This window comes from Campylobacter sp. US33a, assembly GCF_004378855.1.
In the GTDB taxonomy this organism is placed as follows: Bacteria; Campylobacterota; Campylobacteria; order Campylobacterales; family Campylobacteraceae; genus Campylobacter_D.
Genome location: NZ_RYYL01000002.1, coordinates 179,449 through 198,728, shown reverse-complemented (window position 1 = coordinate 198,728; position 19,280 = coordinate 179,449). Strand labels below are relative to the sequence as shown.

Here is a 19,280-nt window from a genome sequence, read left to right as displayed (position 1 = left end):
AATGGCAAAAAATTTTAATAAAATAAAAAAAGCCGTTGCTCTAGGATACAACCAAAAACAAAATAATGCTCCAAAAATTTTAGCAAGTGGCAAAGGTGAAAGTGCTACAAAAATCATCTCTTTAGCCAAAGAGCACGGAGTGCCAATTAAGGAAGATGAGGATTTGGTTGAAATACTTAGCAAACTTGATCTTGGCGATGAAATACCTTCAAATATGTACAAAGCCGTAGCTGAAATTTTTGCTTTTATTTACCAAATGGCAGATAAAACACCCAAACAATAGCATTTTTATATAAATTTCTCTTACTTAACAAAACTATGATTTTATTTTGCAATTATTTAAAATATTCTAATTCGGAATAACTATTGCTTATAATCATAGTGTAAATAAATTTTTTATAAAGGGGTAAGTATGGTTAAACATTTAATCAGTGTTGCACTTGCTAGTGTTTTAAGTTGTGGCATTGCTAATGCTAGTGATAATGCGTCAATAGAGGGGAAAGAAAAAATTACTCGCAATGGTGTTAATATTTATTTAGAGCCAAATTCTCCAAATAAACAAAAATATCTTAGTGGGGAATTTGATAAATCTTTGGAAGCAATGAAAAAAGCTTATGAGGCTAATAAAAACAATAAGGCAATGAGAGCTCCTGCTCCTCCTGTTTATTATGTTGCAGTTTTAGGTGTAATATCTCAACAAGGTGGAAGAGAAGAGCTAAAAGAGGGACAAACAATTACTAATAATGATCACGGTGGTGATCCATTTGTGGTTCATACTCTTGTATTGGGATATGGCGGTGGAAGTTACGATAAGGCTTCATTTGCTGGAAATCAAGCGGTGCAATTAAGTTCAGAAGGAATGGATTATACTGGCGATAACATTATTGATGGTTGGTATGATATTTGGGATATTTCTAAACCTGCTAATTCTAGTGGAAATTTTGAATTTACTTCTCGTTCTATTAATGCACCTGGCAATTCAATGAGCACAAGTATTCAGATTAGGTAGAAATATGAGAATAATAGGTAATTCTTATAGCACTTTTTACGCACAAAATAATTCTCGTGTGGATAAAAATGCTGAAACAAAAAGTGTTCTTGATAATGCTTTAGATAAAGCGGAGAAAGAATTATCCACAGAAGAATATTTAAATACAGTTGGGTTTGTTTGGAAAAGTCAGTCTATTATAAATTTTAGAAAAAATGGAGATGTTCGCATTAAAGATTATAATGATAAATTGGCTAAATCTAGCGTTATTGAGCAAAAAAAGAGTATCAATGATATGATTGATATTCTAAAATCTAATTCTATCCAAAAAGGATATTATATGGGACAAGCTGAAAGTGAGGCGCATTTTCAAGCTAGGAAAAATCAAGCTATTGACTATCTAAGTGGATTATTGCAAGACATAAAAGTTTAAAAGGAGTTAATATGCAAATTAGTTCAAGCTACAATAATGCTTACTATCCACAGAAAAACTTTTCTGCGGATCAAAGTGTTAAAAAAACCGAAAATGTAAAAGAAGATGATAAAATATTAACTTATGAAGATATTGAAGAACAGTCTTGGGAAGATTATGCAAATGGGAAAGTAGATCCTGATGTTCATTTTAGGTTAGTGTGTGCTTCTTTAACCGCTTCATTGGTTGAAGCTTCAAAAGATGGCTTTCAAGGAAATCCATTTGGAGAAATGAAAAGAGTTCAACAAGAAAGGCTAAAAGCAGATACTCCAAGTGAAATTGCGGTGGAAATTAATAAGGATATTTTTGCGTTAAACAATAACTTTAATGCAGTATTGCCAGGTATGACAAAAGAAGAAAATCAAAGACTAAACAATAAAGCAAAAGATTTTCTTTTTGAAATTTTGCAAGACATAAAAGTTTGATTATCTTGCGTGTGGAGAGTTTTCTCCACTTTATAAGTATTTTAAATTTGATCTTTTTTATATAAAGTAATGAATGTTAAAAAAATTAAACACTTAAATTTTGCTTTTTTGCTGTTTAAAAACTTTTACTAACTTATAAATTTTAAAGGGCAGTTTGCAATACCCCCCCCCATTTTTTATTATTAGCTTCTATCAAAGCCTCACCTAACTTATAACTTAAATGATTTTTCATTCTCAAAGCTTCATCAAAGTCTGCGTAATCTTCTAATTTAGACAAAGTAAAATTGACATTTAAACTAAGAAGCATTTGATAAAGCTCTTGCTCTTTTTTGTGTTTTTGTGAAATTTTAGCAAGCTCAAAAGGCAAAACAAACCAGCCCTTAACACTCTTAGAATTCTTAATCATAGCCGAACCAAGTTTATAAGCGAGTTCGTTTTGGATTATCACTTTAGCCCCTATAAGAGAATTTGACTTTTTGGCAGAAGATAAATTTTCAAAACAAGCAAAACGATTTTTATTTGTATTTAAATAGATATTTTGATAAACAAATTCCAGTTTTTCATAAGCATTAGGTAAAGAACTTAATTTTTTATCCAACAAAATAGGATCCAAAAATTGCTCTTTTTTAAAGCTAAAAATAAAATCCCCTGTAGGCATTTCTTGATATTTTTGTGTCATTTCATCAGTCCAAGTATGCACACATTGCCCACTCCAAAAAATATTTTCTTTTATTTTTCTACAAGGACTTCCACCATAGATAGAATTTGAATAGTATGTTTTACCCGCAACCATACTCTTAGCACCGATGATGCTTCCACTTGCCACAAAAGCACCCTTCATAAAACCCGCATCTTGACCGCACCAAACATGATCGCCAATAATGATGCTTTTACTAGGGTTAATCCTTTGTTTTGAAGTAACATCATAAATTAAATGCGGATCAGCATTTCTAAACCAAATATTAAAAGAAAATAAACAATTATCGCCGATTATTATATGCTTTCCTTCAGATAAAGCAAGGCTTTTCACAGAACCTGGATTGAAATAATTTTTATTACCTATGTAACAAATTTGATTATAAAATACCCCGATACTAACCTTATCCACCAAAGAATTTCCAATAAAAACCAAAGAATCATCACCACTAAAGCCAACAAAACTATCCTTAAATTTTGCATCTTTTGCGATGAAAAGAATATTATTTTTACCTTTAAAATTGATTTTAGAATTTAAATTCCACTCGCTTGTGTCTTTAAAGCTATAAATTTTATTGCCTCTTTCATCTTGTGAGATTTTCACGCCCTCTAAATTCACTCTTTTATCTCCCTGCTCTTAACCTCATCTTCAACTTCAGCTAAAAATCTATCCACAAGTTCGTTTTCTTTAAGTTTTGCTACCACTTCGCCGTGCCTTATCACAAGCCCTTGATTTTTTCCAAAGGCGATAGCCACATCAGCACCTTTAGCCTCTCCTAAAGCATTCACCACACAACCCATAACGCTGATATTTAAAGGTTCTTTTATATGTTTAGTTTTTTCTTCTACTATTTTAATAGCACTGATTAAATCGCTTTGAATCCTTCCACAAGTAGGACAAGAGATGATATTTACACCACTTTTCTGCACTCCACTATCTTGCAAAATCGCCCTTGCAACTTTAATCTCTTCTTCAAGTTCTCCAGTCATCGAAACTCTCATCGTATCACCTATGCCTTTAAGAAGCAAATTTCCTAAAGCAATGGAGCTTTTTATCGTGCTATGAAACTTTGTCCCAGCTTCAGTAACTCCTAAATGAAAAGGATAATCACAAAGTGGTCTAAGTCTTTCATAAGCTTCTATGGTTTTTTGCGTATCAGAAGTTTTCATGGAAATTTTTATATCAAAAAAGTCCAAATCCTCCAAAAGCTTGATATTATACATCGCACTTTCAAGCATCGCATCAACACCATAGCCAAATTTATCACTAAATTGTTTTTCTATGGAACCATGATTTACACCTATGCGTATAGGGATACCTCGCTCTTTACACGCTTTTACGACTTCTTTAATATTTTCTTTTGAGCCTATATTACCAGGATTGATACGTACTCCATCGATAAATTCGGCACAAAATACAGCTAAATTGTGATTAAAATGTATATCTACAATCAAAGGCAAAGGGCTTTTTGCTTTAATTTCTCTTAAAGCCCTTGCATCTGTCATATCAAGACACGCCAAACGCACGATATTTGCCCCCGCAAAATAAAGGCGGTTAAGTTGCTCTAATGAGCCTTCAATATCCCTTGTCTTTGTAAAAAGCATAGATTGCACTGAAATAGGTGCATCACCACCTATTAAAACATCACCTACTTTAATCTGTCTTGTTTTAAATCTTTTATATTCCATTTTTTAAACTTCTTTATTTAAAAATTTAAAAGATTTTAACTCTTTTTTGCTTAATTTTCATCATGGATTACGAGAAATCAATAGGATCAATATCGCAACTCACATTTTTAAATTCCAAAGCATAATTTGCAATTTTAACAAGATGAGTATAAGTATTACTTCTTAAAAGTATATAAAATCTAAATTTATTATTAATAATCTCTATACCACAAGCCCCATAGCCAATCAATTCAACTTGCTTAATTTTACCTATTTCAAAAACTAATTTTTCACAAGTTTTAAGGGCAGTTTTTTGCTCTTTATCTTCAATCACAATTCGCATAAGTCTTTTAAAAGGTGGATATAAATTTTTTCGAATTTCAAGTTCATCTTTCAAAAATTCATCGTAATTTTGTATGTATTTTTCAAAAAAAGGCTTATTTTTAGTTTGCAAAAGCACTCTTGCTTCGCCTTTTCGCCCTGCCCTACCTGCTACTTGCATCGCTAAAGCCAAAGTTTCTTCACTGGCTCTAAAATTTGGGCGAAACAAGTACTCATCAAGCCCTAAAATCACACTTAAATCCACACTATGATAATCATGTCCTTTTGCAAGCATGGAAGTACCTACTAAAATATCGATTTTTTCATCGTTAAAATCTTTTAAAATGGCATTTAATTTCTTTTCACTTGTAATCTCATCACTATCAAATTTAGCAATTTTTGCATCTATAAAAATGCCTTCTAGCCTTTCTTTAAGCTCTGCAGTGCCCATTTTCCTAGCCTCTAAAACTTCGCCTTTGCATTTAGGGCAAGAAAAGGGTATTTCTTGGATAAAATTACAATAATGGCATTTAAGTATGTTTTTGCTTTTATGCATACTCAAAGCAATGGAACAAAAAGGGCATTTTATAGCATCACCACAATCTTTACACAAAATTTGGCGAAAATTTGCACGACTTGGCAAGAAAATAATAATTTGTTTTTTTTCTCTTAAGCTTGTTCTAAGCTCCAAAAGTAATTTTTGACTTAAAATTTCATCGCTCTCATCAAAAATATATTCTTTTTTACTTTCAAAAAAAGTGCCTTTGAGTCTGAAATATTTTTGCTTATAAAAACTCGTAACTGAAGGGGTTGCAGAGCCTAAAACGACTTTGATATTTAATTTTTGTCCTAGAAAAAGTGCTAAATCCCTAGCATTAAAATAAGGCTTATTTGAAGCTTTATAGGAATTATCATGTTCTTCATCTACCACAATAAGTCCTAAATTTCTAAAGGGTAAAAAAAGCGCTGACCTAGCACCAGCTACTAGTAAAATTTCACCTTCACAAAAGTGCCTTAAGCATTCTTCTTTTTTTTTCTTTGAAATTTTAGAATGCCAAAGAAAAAATTTATCTTTAAAATACTTTTCCAAGCGTTTTTGCATTTGTGGAGTGAGTGAAATTTCGGGCATTAAAAGCAAAACTTGCTGTCCTTTTTCTAAATATTCTTTGATTAAAGAAATATAAATTTCAGTTTTTCCACTGCCCGTGTCAGCAAAAAGTAAAGAAGTAAGATTTTCCTTAGCAAAATCAAGCGCTTTATTTTGATTAAAACTTAAATTTGGACCCTCCAAATCAGTCATTTTTTTACATTCATAAGGCTTAGAGGTTTCAAAAAAGCTAAGGATAAAAGCAAATTTACAAGTATAATAATAAGAAATAAAATCAGCCAATTCTTTTTGAAACAAACTTAAAGAATTGGGCGTAATTTCCTTAATCTCTTTTGTTTTGAAATTAGGCTTTAAACACTCTCTTAATACAATGGCTTTGAGATTTTTTTTTACTCCTAAATCAACAATCACCTCTGTTAAAGGCTTGATAATTTCAGTGCTTTCATAAGTTAAAATATCAAGATAAAATCCTTTAATAGCAAGCTCGTAATACCTCATAATAATTCTTTACATCTTTGTCCTATACATTTTAACTCACCAGACTCAAAATCATATATAAAATCAAAGAAAAATTTTGGAGTAATATAGTAACGATAGGCATTAAAACCTGTTTTCATCCATGCTTGCTTGTTGGAATAAATAGCATTAGACAATAAAGAACCTTGACAACAATTTGCCCCATCATTGCAAACACTAATTTGACTTTGCGTGCAAAAAAATAAAGGCTCTTTTTCAAGCCCTATCTTAGCCTCATCTAAAACGGATAAATTTTGAGAATTTGATCGTAAAAAATTCTGGTTTTTGTAAAAAACCAAAGCACTTTGCAAAGTGGTAAAATCGGCTTTTAATTTTGTAATTTTCGCTTCTTGTTTGGAATTAGAAAAATAAGGAATACTGATACTAACCAAGATAGCAATAATCGCAATAACAAAAATCAGTTCAAGTATAGAAAAAGCTTTTCTAAAGCCCATTATTTAACCGGCTTATCAAAAGAAACTTCCTCATTGATGGTTTTAATAAGCTTTTTAAGATCTTTTTCTAAAATATAGCTATCATAACTTTTTTTTACAAAAGCATCAACAAGGGTTTTTAGCTCCATCCTTTGGGTTCCATTTGATATTAAAGCTATGTCATTTTCTAAATAATGTGCAAATTCTTCACTGCATTTTACAATAAAGTCCTTAGCGGACACATTGATAATGACTTGTTTTTCGCTCATTTTCCAAGAACAGCCTCAATTTTCTTAACAATATCTTCACTTTCGATGTTTTTATTCTTAAGTTCTTCTTCTAAACGCATGATTTGATTGCTTTTAGCTTCACTTTGTGCTTTAACACTAACAAGTTCATTTCTTAAATTTTCATTCGCTTCACAAACTTCGTTATACTTTGCTAAAAGTTCATTTACTCTATCTGTCATAGTGTTGATAATTTTTTCATCATACATTGGATTTAGCCTTTGTTTTAAAAATTTTTAATAAATACAAACAATTTTATAATTGTAGCAAAAAACCTTTAATTTTAAGTTTTATTTTAATATTATTTTTTTCAAAGTAATTTTTTGTATAATAAATACTTTTTAAAAATTATAAAATTAAAGTTAAAATAATGCTCGAACTCACCAGTGAATTTAAACCAAGCCCTGATCAAAAAGAAGCCATCAAAGGCATAGTTAAAAGTATAAAAAAAGGCAACAAATACCAAACTTTGCTAGGCGTTACAGGAAGTGGAAAAACTTTTACCATGGCAAATGTGATCAAAGAACTTAATATGCCAACCCTTATCATGAGTCACAACAAAAGTCTTTGCGCACAACTTTATAGTGAATTTAAAGGCTTTTTTTCTAAAAATCATGTGGAATATTTTATTTCTTATTATGATTATTATCAACCAGAAGCTTATATACCACGCACTGATGTTTTTATAGAAAAAGATAGCTCTACAAATGAAGATTTAGAAAGATTAAGACTTAGTGCAACCGCTTCGCTTTTAAGCTATGAAGATGTAGTTTGTATCGCTAGTGTTTCAGCAAATTATGGACTTGGAAATCCAAATGAATATATAGGAATGGTTTTAATTTTTGAATTAGGTATGCAAATTTCACAAAAAGAACTTTTAAAAAAACTTGTAGATATGGGCTATAAAAGAAATGATAATTTTTTCGATCGTGCAGATTTTCGCGTACAGGGCGATACTATAGATATATATCCTGCTTATTATGAAGATGAAGTGGTTAGGCTTGAATTTTTTGGCGATGAATTAGATGCCATGTATCATTATAATGTCTTAGAAAATAAAAAAGGCAAGGATTTAAAACGCTTTATTTTATATCCTACAAGCCAATTTAGCGTTGGAGAAATAAGGTTAAAACAAGCCATAAAAGATATAAAAGAAGAATTAAACGAAAGATTGGCCTATTTTGAGTATGAAAACAAACTCGTAGAATACCAACGCCTAAAACAACGCGTGGAATTTGATCTTGAAATGCTTACAAGCACAGGAATGTGCAAAGGCGTGGAAAATTATGCAAGGCATTTGACGGGTTTAAATGAGGGTGATACGCCTTATACACTTTTTGATTATTTTGCAATTAAAGATAGGAAATTTCTTGTGATTGTTGATGAAAGCCATGTTTCCCTGCCACAATTTCGCGGTATGTTTGCAGGAGATAGAAGCAGAAAGCAAACTTTGGTTGATTATGGTTTTCGTCTTCCATCGGCCCTCGATAATCGTCCTTTGATGTTTGATGAATTTATCCATAAAGATTGTCAATTTCTTTTTGTTTCAGCCACCCCTGCACCGCTAGAACTTGAACTTAGTAAAGAAAATGTATTTCATCAGATTATGCGGCCAACGGGCTTGCTTGATCCTTTGATAGAACTTAAAGATAGCGATAATCAAGTTGAAATTTTATTTGATGAAGCTAAAAAAGTCATAGAAAGAAATGAACGCGTTTTGGTTACCGTGCTGACTAAAAAATTAGCAGAAGAACTTACAAGATATTATTTAGAACTTGGCATTAAAGTAAAATATATGCATTCAGATATTGATGCAATCGAACGCAATGAGATTATAAGGGGCTTAAGAAGTGGCAATTTTGATATGCTAATAGGTATAAATTTACTTAGAGAAGGGCTTGATTTGCCTGAAGTTTCGTTAATTGCCATAATGGACGCAGATAAAGAAGGCTTTTTAAGAAGCACTACAAGTTTAATCCAAACCATGGGAAGGGCTGCTAGAAATGTAAATGGTAAGGTTTTACTTTTTTGCAAAAAAATCACAAAGTCCATGCAAGAAGCTATGGATACCACAAATGAACGCCGAAAACTTCAAGAAGCTTATAATAAAAAGTATAATATCACACCAACTTCAGTCAAACGCCACATTGAAGAAAGCTTGAAAAATGAAGAAGATTTAGCAGAATTCTATCGCAAAGGTAAAAAGCTAGAAAAAATGCCAGCAAGCGAAAGGGCTAAGATCATAAAAGAACTTCGCAAACAAATGCTTGAAGCTGCTAAGGCACTTGAATTTGAAAAAGCAGCCGCTTTAAGAGATGAGATTAATAAGCTAAAAAATTTATAGTTTTAACTCATCGATAAAAAATTAATAATTAGTCAATATATGTCATAAATTTTAAATTTTTATTTAAATTTGCTACAAAAAGTTAATTTTTATTTCTACAAAGCTTAATTTTTTAGATAAAATTACCAGAAATCTTATTTTGAAAGGAAAACTATGGATTTTTTAACAAATCTTAGTGAAGGCACGCAATTTGCCATTCAGTTAATTATCGTGCTAATTTGTCTTTTTTATGGTGCAAAAAAAGGCGGAATCGCTCTTGGTTTATTAGGCGGAATCGGACTTTTAGTCCTTAGTTTTGGTTTTTCAGTTGAACCAGGAAAACCTTCGATTGATGTAATGCTTACCATTTTAGCCGTAGTTGTTGCAAGTGCGACTTTACAAGCAAGTGGTGGCTTAGATGTAATGTTGCAAATTGCAGAAAGAGTATTAAGAAAAAATCCTAAATTCTTAACCATACTCGCTCCTTTTGTAACTTGCTTTTTAACTATACTTTGTGGAACAGGACATGTAGTTTATACTATGATGCCAATTATTTATGATATTGCAATTAAAAATGGAATTCGTCCGGAACGCCCTATGGCTGCATCTTCTATATCATCTCAAATGGGAATTATCGCTTCACCTGTTTCAGTGGCAGTTGTGTCTTTAACTGCACTTTTGTTAAATCCCGAAATTAACAAAAATCCTTTAGCGGGTTTTGATGGTTATGTGGATTTACTTGCTATTACTATACCTTCTACTTTAATTGGGGTTTTATGTATAGGAATTTTTTCTTGGTTTAGAGGGAAAGACTTGGATAAAGATGCAGAATTTCAAGAAAAACTTAAAAATCCTGAATTTAAAAATTATGTTTATGGGGAATCAAAAACCCTACTAGGCGCAAAATTACCTATGATAGAATGGGTTGCTATGTGGATTTTCTTGGGAGCTATTGCTATTGTTGCGATCTTAGGAGCTTTTCCAGAACTTAGACCTGAATTTACTAATTCAAAAGGCGTAACTAAACCAATGAATATGGTAGCAACCATCCAAATGTTTATGCTTTTAGCTGGAGCGGCACTTATTATCTTCACGAAAGTTGATGCAAGTAAAATTGCAAAAAATGAAATTTTTAAATCTGGTATGATAGCACTTGTTGCAGTATTTGGAATTTCATGGATGGCAGATACTATGTTTGCAGTGCATACTCCTATGATGAAAGCAGCACTTGGAGATATAGTAAAAGAGCACCCTTGGACTTATGCAATTATGCTTTTACTTATTTCAAAATTTGTAAATTCTCAAGCAGCAGCTATCGCAGCTTTTGTGCCTTTAGCTCTAGGAATTGGCGTTGAACCTGGAATCATAGTGGCATTCGCAGCAGCTTGCTATGGTTATTATATTTTACCAACTTACCCAAGTGACTTAGCAACCATTCAATTTGACCGCTCAGGCACTACTCGCATTGGTAAATTTGTAATCAATCATAGTTTCATTTTACCAGGGCTTATAGGTGTTATCACTTCTTGTATTGCTGGATATTTCTTAGCTTTAGCTGCAGGCTATCTATAAAATAAAGGCACTTTAAGGTGCCTTTAATCATTTAAAAGAATTTGATGAATTTAAACGGATTAAACTCTGGGTAAATACTTCACTCAAAAAACTCACACTTTGTTCACTTAACTTTTCTAAAAATTTATCAATTTTATCTTCTTCTTTCCAGATAGGAATTTGTACACCAGAAAGCTTTTCAAGCTCATTTTTAGCGTTTTCGTAATTACTAAGTTCATCAATAAGTCCTAATCCTTTTGCCTCCAAAGACAAAAATACTTTTGCATCTGCCCATTTATCCTTTGTATTTATATCTAAATTTCTTTCTTTAGCCACAAAATTAGTAAACAACGCATAGCTTTGATTGATGAGATTTTGCAAATACTCTTTTTCTTGTTCACTCCAAGCTCTTGTAAAAGTACCTGCTTGTTTGTAAGTACCCGCTTTAATAGTTTGTTCTTTGATGCCTAATTTTTGCGTTAATTCGCTAATATCAGCTCCTTGCATAATCACACCGATGGAGCCGATAAAGCTTGCAGGATTTGCCAAAATTTTATTTGCACCCACACCAGCTAAATAACTTCCACTCGCCATAGTTCCACTTGCATAAGCAATTACAGGCTTTTTGGCTTTTAAATCCTTAATCGCCAAAGCAAGCTCCATACTCGGTGCAAAAGCCCCACCAGGAGAATCAATTACAAAAAGCACTCCTTTGATATTTTTATTATTTTTTGCCAAATTGATTTTTTCAAGTACACTAGAGCTATCAAAAATTTCACCCTTTAAATCTATGCGTTCTAAATTCGCATACGATGAAGTTCCATTACCACTTGGCATTAAAATCCAAATCACCACCAAAAGAAAAACAAAAGTTTTAAAATAGCTGTTGATAAATTTTATCCCAGCACCTATAGCCCCAAAAAAAGATTTTATAATTTGCATTCTTTTCCTTTCATAAATAATTTATTAAGCTCTTTGGCATTCAAAATAAATTGCAAAGCCAACTGCGAATCTTCACATTCGTCCAGTTCAAACACGCTAAAATCAGCACTTTTACCCACTTTAAGCTCTCCTGTATTTAAATTTAAAGCCTTAGCTGGATAAAGCGTTGCCATCTGCAAAAGCTTTTTAGCAAATTTTAAGGCAGGAATTTCTTTATGAATGAGTAAATTTGCACGCATTTCATCCAGCATTGACAAAGAAATATTAGAACTTAAACCATCAGTACCCAAATGGACATTTATAGGCTTGTTTAAAAGGGTTTTGATATTTAAACTTTTTTGACTCAAAAGATAGTTTGAAAAAGCACAATGTGTAATGGAGTGTAAATTTTGATCTAATTTTTGCCATTCTTTTAAATACACACAATGAGTAAAAAGTGTCCGAACTCCTTTAAATAAATTTATGAATTCTTCTATATTATACAAAGGAGTAGCGTTAGGTGTAAATTTTCCAAGCCATTTTTTAAATCCCCCTATGCCTTTTCTAAGCCAAGCATTTTCAGCCTTACTTTCTAAAAAATGTGTGCTTACAAGTAAATCATTTTTTTTGGCTAAATTTAAAGCAAAATTGGCAAGTTTAGGATGTGTAGAATAAGGAGAATGCACCGAAATTGCAGGGATGAAAAATTCACTTTTTACCTGCATAGCTTTTTCAAAACGCTTTAAAAATTCAACTTTTTTTTCTTCAATTTGTGCTTCATTTGTACCTAAAATTTCATTAAAAAATACCACTCTCATACCATTTTTACTTGCCTTAATACAAGCACTTAAATCACTTCCAAAGCTTGAAATTTCACCTATTGTACCCGTGCCGCTTTTTTGCATTTTTTTCAAAACAGTATCGATAAGATCGTTTTTAGCCTGTTCACTTAAAACACTGCGCGACTTTATCACACTTTTAAGCCACACAAGAAATTCACCAAAATGCAAAGTGGTTGAATTTGCACTGAATTCTAAATGCGTGTGGGTATTGATAAATGCGGGCAAAATCAAAGAATTTTCAGGAGTTTTAATCCATTTTGCTTGAGGATATTTTTGTTTTAAATTTTCAAATTCACCCAATTCTATAATTTCATCTTTAAAAACAAAAGCCCTATCTTTTAAAATACCAAATTCTTCATCACACAAAAGCATGCGTTTTGCCTTAATAATAAACATCAAATCGCCCTTAATTTAATAATGAAAATTGTAGCAAAAATTTAGATTTATGATGTTATAATTAAAACTTAAATTTTATTAATGAAGGTTTAACAATGAAAATTATGGTAATCCAAGGTCCAAATCTTAATATGTTAGGTTATAGAGAAACCAATCTTTACGGTTTTATGAAAATGGAAGATATTCATAAGCAAATGGAATTAGCAGCTTCACAAAATAAAGTAGAACTTGAATTTTTTCAAAGCAATTTTGAAGGTGAAATCATAGATAAAATTCAAGAATGTATGGGAACAGTTGATGGTATCATCATCAATGCTGGTGGTTATACTCATACTTCAGTTGCAATCCGTGATGCTATTGCTGCAGTTAATTTACCTACAATCGAAGTACATATTACTAATATTTATCGCAGAGAAGAATTCAGACAAAAAAGTCTTATCGCACCAGTTTGTGCTGGATCTATAGTTGGCTTTGGACCTTTTGGTTATCATTTGGCTTTAATGGGCGTGATTCAAGTTTGCGAACAAGTTAATAATCTTAAAGCAGCAGCCTTAGCCCAACAACAGCAAATGCAAGCTGCTACACAAGGATAACAAAACTAAATGTTAAAACTCAAAGGTGCAAAAGCTTTACATAAAATACGCTTTTATCCTTTTTTATCCCGTTCTCAATATGTAGCAAAATATTATGCTATTATAGGGCTTGGGGCAAATATTTTTGATGAAAAAAAGCGTTTTAGAAATTTTTTTAGGCTTTTAATGGACGATAAAAGAATAAAAATTTTAGCAACCTCGCCTTTGCTTATCAATGAAGCTTTTGGCTATAAATTACAAAAAGACTTTACCAATGCAGTAATGATAATAAAAACAAATTTACATGCAAGAATGCTTTTAAAAATTTTACTGCATTATGAGTTAAAATTTAAAAGAAAAAGAAGTTTTAAAAATGCTCCAAGAACTCTTGATCTTGATCTTTTGTATTTTTCGCAAAAAGTCAAACAAGATGCTTATTGTCAAGTGCCACACCCTGGAGTAAATGATAGGCTTAGTGTTATTTTACCTTTGGGCTTATTATAGAAAGGATATTTATGGGACAACTTATTCATACTTTTACAGTTGAAAGCACTGATGAGATCATTCCCAAAGTTAAACAAGAATTTGGCGATAAGGCCTTAATCATCACCAATAAACAAATTCGTGCAAAAACCTTAACTCAAAAAGGAATTTATGAGGTAATGGTCGCCATTGAAGAAGCCGATTACGAAGAGCATTTAAAATCTATAGGAAAAACTTTACCTAAAAAAACTCAAAAGCCTGTCAAAAATTTTCCTAGTGAAGAAGAATTATCCCTAGATAAACCCAATGAAGATGTTATACTTGATTTTTCTAATAATGCCAAAAATAAAATAAGTTCTAAAACAAAAAAAATACAAGATCAAGAACTTAACAGTTTAAATGATTTCAAGGAAAGACTTTCTGAAGTAAGTTCTGAAATCAGCAAAGTAACCAATATCGATCCGAGTCAAATTCAAAGTCCAAAACAATATGATAAAAAAATTGAAAATTTTGAAAAACAAATTAACAAACTTAATGATAAAATGAATTTGCTTGTTGATATGATGTGGGACAATAAAGCCGAAATGAGAAAAAATCTCATCATTCCACCCGAATTTGCAAGTATTTACAAACAAGCTAAAAAAAGCCATATGCAAGAAGAGCATCTAGAAGCAATTATGAAGGCTACAGTGGAAAATATGCCAGCGACAATGAAAACAAACAAAGAAGCTGTGCAAAGGTATTTTTATTCTCTTTTACGCAATATGCTTCCTTGTCGCGTTGAAAGCGATATTAAAAAACAAAAAATTATGATGTTGGTAGGTCCAACAGGAGTTGGAAAAACCACAACTCTAGCCAAACTCGCTTTTCGCTATGCTTATGGTAATAAACGATACAAAACAGGAATTATCACTCTTGATACTTATAGAATCGGCGCTGTAGAACAACTTTTTCAATACGCAAAAATGATGAAACTACCAATCATTGATAGCATAGAACCAAAAGACTTAGATGAGGCTATTAAAAGTTTAAGTAATTGCGAGGTTATTTTAGTTGATACCATAGGAAATTCCCAATATGATGAATCAAAACTTGCAAAAACCAAAGAATTTTTATCCCATTCTAACTCGCAAATTGATGTAAATTTAGTTATTTCGGCTAATACCAAATATGAAGATTTATTAGAAATTTATAAAAATTTCTCTTTTTTAAATATCGACACTCTTATTGTCACAAAATTTGATGAAACAAAAGTTTTTGGTAATATTTTTTCACTCATTTACGAAACAAATATTCCAATGAGTTTTTTCTCTATAGGTCAAGAAGTGCCTGATGACATACAAGTTGCAAGCAGTGATTTTTTAGTGCATTGCGTTTTAGAAGGTTTTGCAAAAGGAAGAGATGATGAATAATCAAGCCAATAAATTACAAAATTTAATGAGTGAAAACAAAAATAAAAACACTAAAGGTACGCATTTTATTGCTATTACTAGTGGTAAAGGTGGAGTAGGAAAAAGCACTTTAAGTGCCAATTTAGGCAATGTATTAGCAAATAATGGCTATAAAGTTGCTTTATTTGATGCAGATATTGGTTTGGCGAATTTGGATGTAATTTTAAATGTGCGTATCAATAAAAATTTATTGCATGTTTTAAGAGGCGAATGCTCTTTAGAGGATATTTTAATAGAGGTGAAACAAAATTTGTGGCTCATACCAGGTGAAAGTGGAGATGAAATTTTAAAATACAATGATAAAAACATTTATGAAAGATTTTTAAATCAAGCAAGCATTTTAGATGATTTGGATTTTTTAATCATCGATACAGGTGCGGGTATTGGCGGAAATATAGGGAATTTTTTAGAAATGGCTGATGAGGTTATTGTAGTAACCGTGCCCGATCCTGCCGCAATTACCGATGCTTATGCAACCATTAAAACCACTTCAAAAACAAAACCAAATTTATTGATGGTGTTAAATATTGTCAAAAATGAAAACGAAGCTCTAAAGGTTTTTGAAAATATTAAAAAAGTAGCAGATATCAACATTAAACATGATTTAAAACTCGAATTTTTAGGATATTTAGCTGCAAGCAAAGATGTAAGTTTAAGCATTAAAAAAAGAACACTTTTTAGCGACGAAAATACTCTATCAGCAGACGAGTTAAAATCAATAGCTTCTAAGCTTTTATACAGGTTGGAACAAAAAGTGCTTGAAGATAAACCAAGTAGAAGTTTTTCGACTTTCTTTAAAAGAATTATTGAAAGATTTTAGCATAGCTTTGAAGGATTTGTTATGAAACCAGAAAATTATGTAGCTTTTTTTACAGTCTGTGGTTTTTTTATCGGTTTATCTTTTAGTATCATAAGTATAGAAAGTGCTTTTGATATAGTTTTATTTACAGCTTTGATTACTTTTATTTTTTATGTGATTATTCATATTGCCATTATGAACTTCATTGATGTATATAAAATTAGCGGAAAAGTCTTTAATAAATTACAATACGAAGAAGTAAGCGATGCCATCATCAATGATCTTGCCATGCGTGAGAAAAAAATGGACTATCTTTTAGAAAAACTTAACGAAGAACGAGAAGAACTAAAGAAAAACGATATAAAAGAAAGACGCAAAAATGCTAAAAGAGCCGCCTAAAGCTTATGCACAAGCCTTAAAAAAAGAGCAAGATGAGCTTGTTTTAACCTATATGCCTGCTTTGCGTGCTATGGCATATAGACTTAAAGAGCGTTTGCCTTCAAGTATAGATACCAACGATCTTATTAGCATAGGTGTAGAAGAGATGATAAAACTCTCTCGTCGCTATGATAAAGAGCAAAATGACAATTTTTGGGGTTTTGTAAAAAAACGCGTGAATGGAGCTATGCTTGATTATCTAAGAAGTCTTGATGTGATGAGTAGAAATAACCGCAAAATCATCAAGGATATCGATAATTTAATTGATGAATATTATCAAGAGCATGAAAAAGAGCCTGATGATGAATATTTGGCTAAAAAACTTAACCTTGAAATAGATAAAATCAAAGAGGCAAGAGCCGCACATGCGATAAGCCTTGTTTTGCCCTTAGATGAACAGCTAGAATGCTTTAATGAAGATCGCACAATTGAACGCATCGAAAAAGAGGAGTTGATAGAAAAAATCAATGCTGTTTTAGAAAATCTCAAAGAACGCGATCAATTAATCATTCAGCTTTATTATTATGAAGAATTAAATTTAAAAGAAATCAGCGAAATTTTAGATATCAGCGAAAGTCGCATTTCACAAATTCATAAAAAATTACTGAAAAAAATCAGAGAAAGGCTCGTATAATGGCTGAAATACTCTCTCAAGAAGAAATTGATGCTTTACTTGAAGTGGTTGATGATAGCACAGATTCAACCATTAGTGCAAGCTCAAAAGAAGAGAAAGACGAACGCAATATCGTTGTATATGACTTCAAACGCCCTAATAGAGTTTCAAAGGAACAACTTAGATCCATTAAAGGTATTCATGATAAACTTGCTAGAAATTTGGCATCTCAAATTTCATCTATGATGAGAAGTATTGTTGAAATCAAACTTCACTCCGTTGATCAAATGACTTATGGTGAATTTTTAATGTCTCTACCAAGTCCAACGAGCTTTAATGTTTTTTCAATCAAACCCTTAGATGGAAATTGTGTTTTAGAGATTAATCCAAGCATCGCCTTTCCTATGATAGATAGACTTTTAGGTGGACAAGGGGAAGGCTATGAGGCCTTAAGAGAGCTTACGGATATTGAAATCAATCTTTTAGATTCCATTTTGCGTATTGTAATGCAAAGATTAAAAGAAAGTTGGGCAACGGTAACTGAAATTTATCCAAGCATTGAAGCAAAAGAATCAAGTCCAAATGTCGTTCAAATCGTATCACAAAATGAAATCGTTATTATGGTGGTAATGGAAATTATCATAGGAAATTCAAGCGGTATGGTCAATATTTGCTATCCTGTGGTGCATTTAGAAAGTATTTTGAGTCGCTTGGCAAATCGTGATATTATGATGGGTGAAACTTCGGCTAAAAAATCGCGCAATAAAGAGCTTAAAACTCTAATTGGTCGTGCTGAAGTGGTATATGAAGCTATTTTAGGAAAAACCCTCATTAGCGTAAGTGAATTTTTAGATCTTAAGCAAGGTGATATCTTGCGTCTTGATCGAGAAGCTGATGACAAGGCTATTGTAAGCATTGATAAAAAAGATGTCTTTTTAGCACAAATTGGCTTGCATCGCTTCAGAAAATCCATTAAAATTATAGAACTCATACGCACCGATAAAGATGAGATTAAAGAAATTTTGGAAAAATACGAAGAAGAAAGAAAAGCAAAAGCTAGCGTCTATGATGATAAAGAAGACTTAGAAGAGGAAGAAAACGATGATTAATGAATTTTTAAAAATTTTCACAGCAGAATGCTCCAACACCATAGAAGGTTTAACAGGGAAAAAACCAAATTTTAGCGAATATCAAGAATACGATGTTACCAACCAAGACACCGTAAAACTCCCTTTAGTGCGTGCTACTTTTGAAGTAAGTAGTGGTGGAGAGATAGGAATTTTAGCTAGTGCGGTATTAATGAGTGCTATTGGCGAATGGATGATGGGAGAGGAAGAAATCTCTAAAAACGATCAATTAAATGCCGATGAAATGGATGCTGCTAAAGAGGCGATTTTAAATATCATTTCGGCTTTCTCTACGACTTTAGGAGCACAAAAAGACATACCAAAACTTGATTTTGAACTTGATAAATTTGACTTTGTATCCGAAAATTTAGATTTAAAACCTTTTTATAAACTTTATTTTTTTGATATAGAAATAGGAGAACTTAAAGAGACTCTTGCTTTAATTTTAGATAAAAGAATTTATAGCTTGCTTGATAAAAAAGCAAGTTTTGAGCAAGACTTTATTGAACACAAAATGCACCATGATGAAGAAAATTCAAGCGTTAATATAGCTGATGAATTAAGAAATATCAACTTAATCATGGATGTAAGACTTCCTATACGCGTAAGAATAGGCAATAAAAAAATGCTTTTAAAAGATGTTTTAACCATGGATATAGGCTCGGTTGTGGAGTTAAATCAACTCGCTAATGATCCACTTGAAATTTTAATCGGAGATAAGAGAATTGCTTATGGAGAAGTAGTCATTGTAGATGGAAATTTTGGAGTGCAAATCACTGAAATTGGCTCCAAAAAAGAAAGATTGGAGCAATTAAGATAAAAATCATTTCTGCCGATTTAGCATAAAAG

At 31.8% G+C, this 19,280-nt stretch carries 22 protein-coding genes; 14 read left to right on the top strand and 8 right to left on the bottom strand.

Annotated features, from left to right (window positions below; translation table 11 throughout):
- Position 1: 1 nt before the first annotated feature.
- The 4 genes from ELQ16_RS02205 (at position 2) to ELQ16_RS02190 (ending at position 1,885) form a co-directional block, all read left to right on the top strand.
- Positions 2-283, top strand: a complete 282-nt coding sequence (locus ELQ16_RS02205; RefSeq protein WP_134237940.1) for a FlhB-like flagellar biosynthesis protein — start codon at positions 2-4, stop codon at positions 281-283.
- A 129-nt stretch (positions 284-412) separates the two neighbouring features.
- Positions 413-1,009: a DUF4879 domain-containing protein gene (locus ELQ16_RS02200; protein ID WP_134237939.1), complete on the top strand. Its 597-nt coding sequence runs from the start codon at positions 413-415 to the stop codon at positions 1,007-1,009.
- Positions 1,010-1,013: 4 nt separating this feature from the next.
- Complete coding sequence (locus ELQ16_RS02195; protein ID WP_134237938.1) at positions 1,014-1,421, top strand: hypothetical protein; 408 nt, start codon at positions 1,014-1,016, stop codon at positions 1,419-1,421.
- Between the two features lie 11 nt (positions 1,422-1,432).
- Positions 1,433-1,885 carry a hypothetical protein gene (locus ELQ16_RS02190; RefSeq protein ID WP_134237937.1) on the top strand — a complete coding sequence of 151 codons (453 nt, stop codon included), beginning with the start codon at positions 1,433-1,435 and terminating at the stop codon, positions 1,883-1,885.
- A gap of 142 nt (positions 1,886-2,027) precedes the next feature.
- On the opposite strand, the gene ELQ16_RS02185 is transcribed toward ELQ16_RS02190, so the two are convergent.
- From ELQ16_RS02185 to ELQ16_RS02160, 6 genes are all read right to left on the bottom strand, one after another.
- Positions 2,028-3,200 (bottom strand): acyltransferase, encoded by a 1,173-nt coding sequence (locus ELQ16_RS02185; RefSeq protein WP_134237936.1) that lies wholly within the window; start codon positions 3,198-3,200, stop codon positions 2,028-2,030.
- Positions 3,197-4,270, bottom strand: a complete 1,074-nt coding sequence (gene ispG, locus ELQ16_RS02180) for a flavodoxin-dependent (E)-4-hydroxy-3-methylbut-2-enyl-diphosphate synthase (RefSeq protein WP_134237935.1) — start codon at positions 4,268-4,270, stop codon at positions 3,197-3,199. Before ispG ends, ELQ16_RS02185 begins: the two co-directional genes overlap by 4 nt.
- 67 nt (positions 4,271-4,337) lie before the next feature.
- A complete protein-coding gene (locus ELQ16_RS02175) occupies positions 4,338-6,176 on the bottom strand; it encodes a primosomal protein N' (protein ID WP_134237934.1) in 1,839 nt (612 codons plus the stop codon).
- Positions 6,173-6,649 carry a type II secretion system protein gene (locus ELQ16_RS02170; protein ID WP_134237933.1) on the bottom strand — a complete coding sequence of 159 codons (477 nt, stop codon included), beginning with the start codon at positions 6,647-6,649 and terminating at the stop codon, positions 6,173-6,175. Before ELQ16_RS02170 ends, ELQ16_RS02175 begins: the two co-directional genes overlap by 4 nt.
- Positions 6,649-6,897: a hypothetical protein gene (locus ELQ16_RS02165; RefSeq protein ID WP_134237932.1), complete on the bottom strand. Its 249-nt coding sequence runs from the start codon at positions 6,895-6,897 to the stop codon at positions 6,649-6,651. Before ELQ16_RS02165 ends, ELQ16_RS02170 begins: the two co-directional genes overlap by 1 nt.
- A complete protein-coding gene (locus ELQ16_RS02160) occupies positions 6,894-7,124 on the bottom strand; it encodes a hypothetical protein (protein WP_134237931.1) in 231 nt (76 codons plus the stop codon). Before ELQ16_RS02160 ends, ELQ16_RS02165 begins: the two co-directional genes overlap by 4 nt.
- 161 nt (positions 7,125-7,285) lie before the next feature.
- On the opposite strand from ELQ16_RS02160, the gene uvrB reads away from it, so the two are divergent.
- The gene (gene uvrB / locus ELQ16_RS02155; RefSeq protein ID WP_134237930.1) at positions 7,286-9,259 is read left to right on the top strand and encodes an excinuclease ABC subunit UvrB; all 1,974 of its coding nucleotides are present in this window, start codon (positions 7,286-7,288) and stop codon (positions 9,257-9,259) included.
- A 153-nt stretch (positions 9,260-9,412) separates the two neighbouring features.
- Positions 9,413-10,810: an anaerobic C4-dicarboxylate transporter gene (locus tag ELQ16_RS02150; protein ID WP_134237929.1), complete on the top strand. Its 1,398-nt coding sequence runs from the start codon at positions 9,413-9,415 to the stop codon at positions 10,808-10,810.
- A gap of 27 nt (positions 10,811-10,837) precedes the next feature.
- Here the strand turns inward: ELQ16_RS02150 and sppA are convergent, their stop codons facing one another.
- Positions 10,838-11,731 (bottom strand): signal peptide peptidase SppA, encoded by an 894-nt coding sequence (sppA, locus tag ELQ16_RS02145; RefSeq protein WP_134237928.1) that lies wholly within the window; start codon positions 11,729-11,731, stop codon positions 10,838-10,840.
- Positions 11,719-12,948, bottom strand: coding sequence for a metal-dependent hydrolase (locus ELQ16_RS02140; RefSeq protein WP_134237927.1), 1,230 nt, complete (start codon positions 12,946-12,948; stop codon positions 11,719-11,721). The genes sppA and ELQ16_RS02140 overlap by 13 nt, the downstream gene beginning before the upstream one ends.
- A gap of 95 nt (positions 12,949-13,043) precedes the next feature.
- Between ELQ16_RS02140 and aroQ the strand changes: the two genes are divergently transcribed.
- Genes aroQ through fliY form a run of 8 tightly spaced genes read left to right on the top strand, consistent with a single transcriptional unit; the run spans position 13,044 to position 19,251 of the window.
- Positions 13,044-13,541, top strand: a complete 498-nt coding sequence (gene aroQ, locus ELQ16_RS02135; RefSeq protein WP_134237926.1) for a type II 3-dehydroquinate dehydratase — start codon at positions 13,044-13,046, stop codon at positions 13,539-13,541.
- Between the two features lie 9 nt (positions 13,542-13,550).
- Positions 13,551-14,024, top strand: coding sequence for a 2-amino-4-hydroxy-6-hydroxymethyldihydropteridine diphosphokinase (gene folK / locus ELQ16_RS02130; RefSeq protein ID WP_134237925.1), 474 nt, complete (start codon positions 13,551-13,553; stop codon positions 14,022-14,024).
- Positions 14,025-14,035: 11 nt separating this feature from the next.
- Complete coding sequence (gene flhF, locus ELQ16_RS02125; RefSeq protein ID WP_134237924.1) at positions 14,036-15,415, top strand: flagellar biosynthesis protein FlhF; 1,380 nt, start codon at positions 14,036-14,038, stop codon at positions 15,413-15,415.
- Positions 15,408-16,274 carry a flagella biosynthesis ATPase FlhG gene (gene flhG / locus ELQ16_RS02120; RefSeq protein ID WP_134237923.1) on the top strand — a complete coding sequence of 289 codons (867 nt, stop codon included), beginning with the start codon at positions 15,408-15,410 and terminating at the stop codon, positions 16,272-16,274. The genes flhF and flhG overlap by 8 nt, the downstream gene beginning before the upstream one ends.
- A gap of 21 nt (positions 16,275-16,295) precedes the next feature.
- On the top strand, positions 16,296-16,652 hold the full coding sequence (locus ELQ16_RS02115; RefSeq protein ID WP_134237922.1) for a hypothetical protein: 357 nt from the start codon (positions 16,296-16,298) through the stop codon (positions 16,650-16,652).
- Positions 16,633-17,325, top strand: a complete 693-nt coding sequence (locus ELQ16_RS02110) for an RNA polymerase sigma factor FliA (protein WP_134237921.1) — start codon at positions 16,633-16,635, stop codon at positions 17,323-17,325. Before ELQ16_RS02115 ends, ELQ16_RS02110 begins: the two co-directional genes overlap by 20 nt.
- A complete protein-coding gene (gene fliM, locus ELQ16_RS02105) occupies positions 17,325-18,413 on the top strand; it encodes a flagellar motor switch protein FliM (RefSeq protein WP_134237920.1) in 1,089 nt (362 codons plus the stop codon). The genes ELQ16_RS02110 and fliM overlap by 1 nt, the downstream gene beginning before the upstream one ends.
- Entirely contained in the window at positions 18,406-19,251 is an 846-nt protein-coding gene (gene fliY / locus ELQ16_RS02100) for a flagellar motor switch protein FliY (protein ID WP_134237919.1), read from the top strand. Before fliM ends, fliY begins: the two co-directional genes overlap by 8 nt.
- Positions 19,252-19,280 lie beyond the last annotated feature (29 nt).

Bases quoted from the DNA above. Each gene is read 5' to 3' on its own strand.
- ELQ16_RS02205 (WP_134237940.1), top strand. From the start codon at position 2: ATGGCAAAAAATTTTAATAAAATAAAAAAAGCCGTTGCTCTAGGATAC.
- ELQ16_RS02200 (WP_134237939.1), top strand. From the start codon at position 413: ATGGTTAAACATTTAATCAGTGTTGCACTTGCTAGTGTTTTAAGTTGT.
- ELQ16_RS02195 (WP_134237938.1), top strand. From the start codon at position 1,014: ATGAGAATAATAGGTAATTCTTATAGCACTTTTTACGCACAAAATAAT.
- ELQ16_RS02190 (WP_134237937.1), top strand. From the start codon at position 1,433: ATGCAAATTAGTTCAAGCTACAATAATGCTTACTATCCACAGAAAAAC.
- ispG (WP_134237935.1), bottom strand. From the start codon at position 4,270: ATGGAATATAAAAGATTTAAAACAAGACAGATTAAAGTAGGTGATGTT.
- ELQ16_RS02175 (WP_134237934.1), bottom strand. From the start codon at position 6,176: ATGAGGTATTACGAGCTTGCTATTAAAGGATTTTATCTTGATATTTTA.
- ELQ16_RS02170 (WP_134237933.1), bottom strand. From the start codon at position 6,649: ATGGGCTTTAGAAAAGCTTTTTCTATACTTGAACTGATTTTTGTTATT.
- ELQ16_RS02165 (WP_134237932.1), bottom strand. From the start codon at position 6,897: ATGAGCGAAAAACAAGTCATTATCAATGTGTCCGCTAAGGACTTTATT.
- ELQ16_RS02160 (WP_134237931.1), bottom strand. From the start codon at position 7,124: ATGTATGATGAAAAAATTATCAACACTATGACAGATAGAGTAAATGAA.
- uvrB (WP_134237930.1), top strand. From the start codon at position 7,286: ATGCTCGAACTCACCAGTGAATTTAAACCAAGCCCTGATCAAAAAGAA.
- ELQ16_RS02150 (WP_134237929.1), top strand. From the start codon at position 9,413: ATGGATTTTTTAACAAATCTTAGTGAAGGCACGCAATTTGCCATTCAG.
- sppA (WP_134237928.1), bottom strand. From the start codon at position 11,731: ATGCAAATTATAAAATCTTTTTTTGGGGCTATAGGTGCTGGGATAAAA.
- ELQ16_RS02140 (WP_134237927.1), bottom strand. From the start codon at position 12,948: ATGTTTATTATTAAGGCAAAACGCATGCTTTTGTGTGATGAAGAATTT.
- aroQ (WP_134237926.1), top strand. From the start codon at position 13,044: ATGAAAATTATGGTAATCCAAGGTCCAAATCTTAATATGTTAGGTTAT.
- folK (WP_134237925.1), top strand. From the start codon at position 13,551: ATGTTAAAACTCAAAGGTGCAAAAGCTTTACATAAAATACGCTTTTAT.
- flhF (WP_134237924.1), top strand. From the start codon at position 14,036: ATGGGACAACTTATTCATACTTTTACAGTTGAAAGCACTGATGAGATC.
- flhG (WP_134237923.1), top strand. From the start codon at position 15,408: ATGAATAATCAAGCCAATAAATTACAAAATTTAATGAGTGAAAACAAA.
- ELQ16_RS02115 (WP_134237922.1), top strand. From the start codon at position 16,296: ATGAAACCAGAAAATTATGTAGCTTTTTTTACAGTCTGTGGTTTTTTT.
- ELQ16_RS02110 (WP_134237921.1), top strand. From the start codon at position 16,633: ATGCTAAAAGAGCCGCCTAAAGCTTATGCACAAGCCTTAAAAAAAGAG.
- fliM (WP_134237920.1), top strand. From the start codon at position 17,325: ATGGCTGAAATACTCTCTCAAGAAGAAATTGATGCTTTACTTGAAGTG.
- fliY (WP_134237919.1), top strand. From the start codon at position 18,406: ATGATTAATGAATTTTTAAAAATTTTCACAGCAGAATGCTCCAACACC.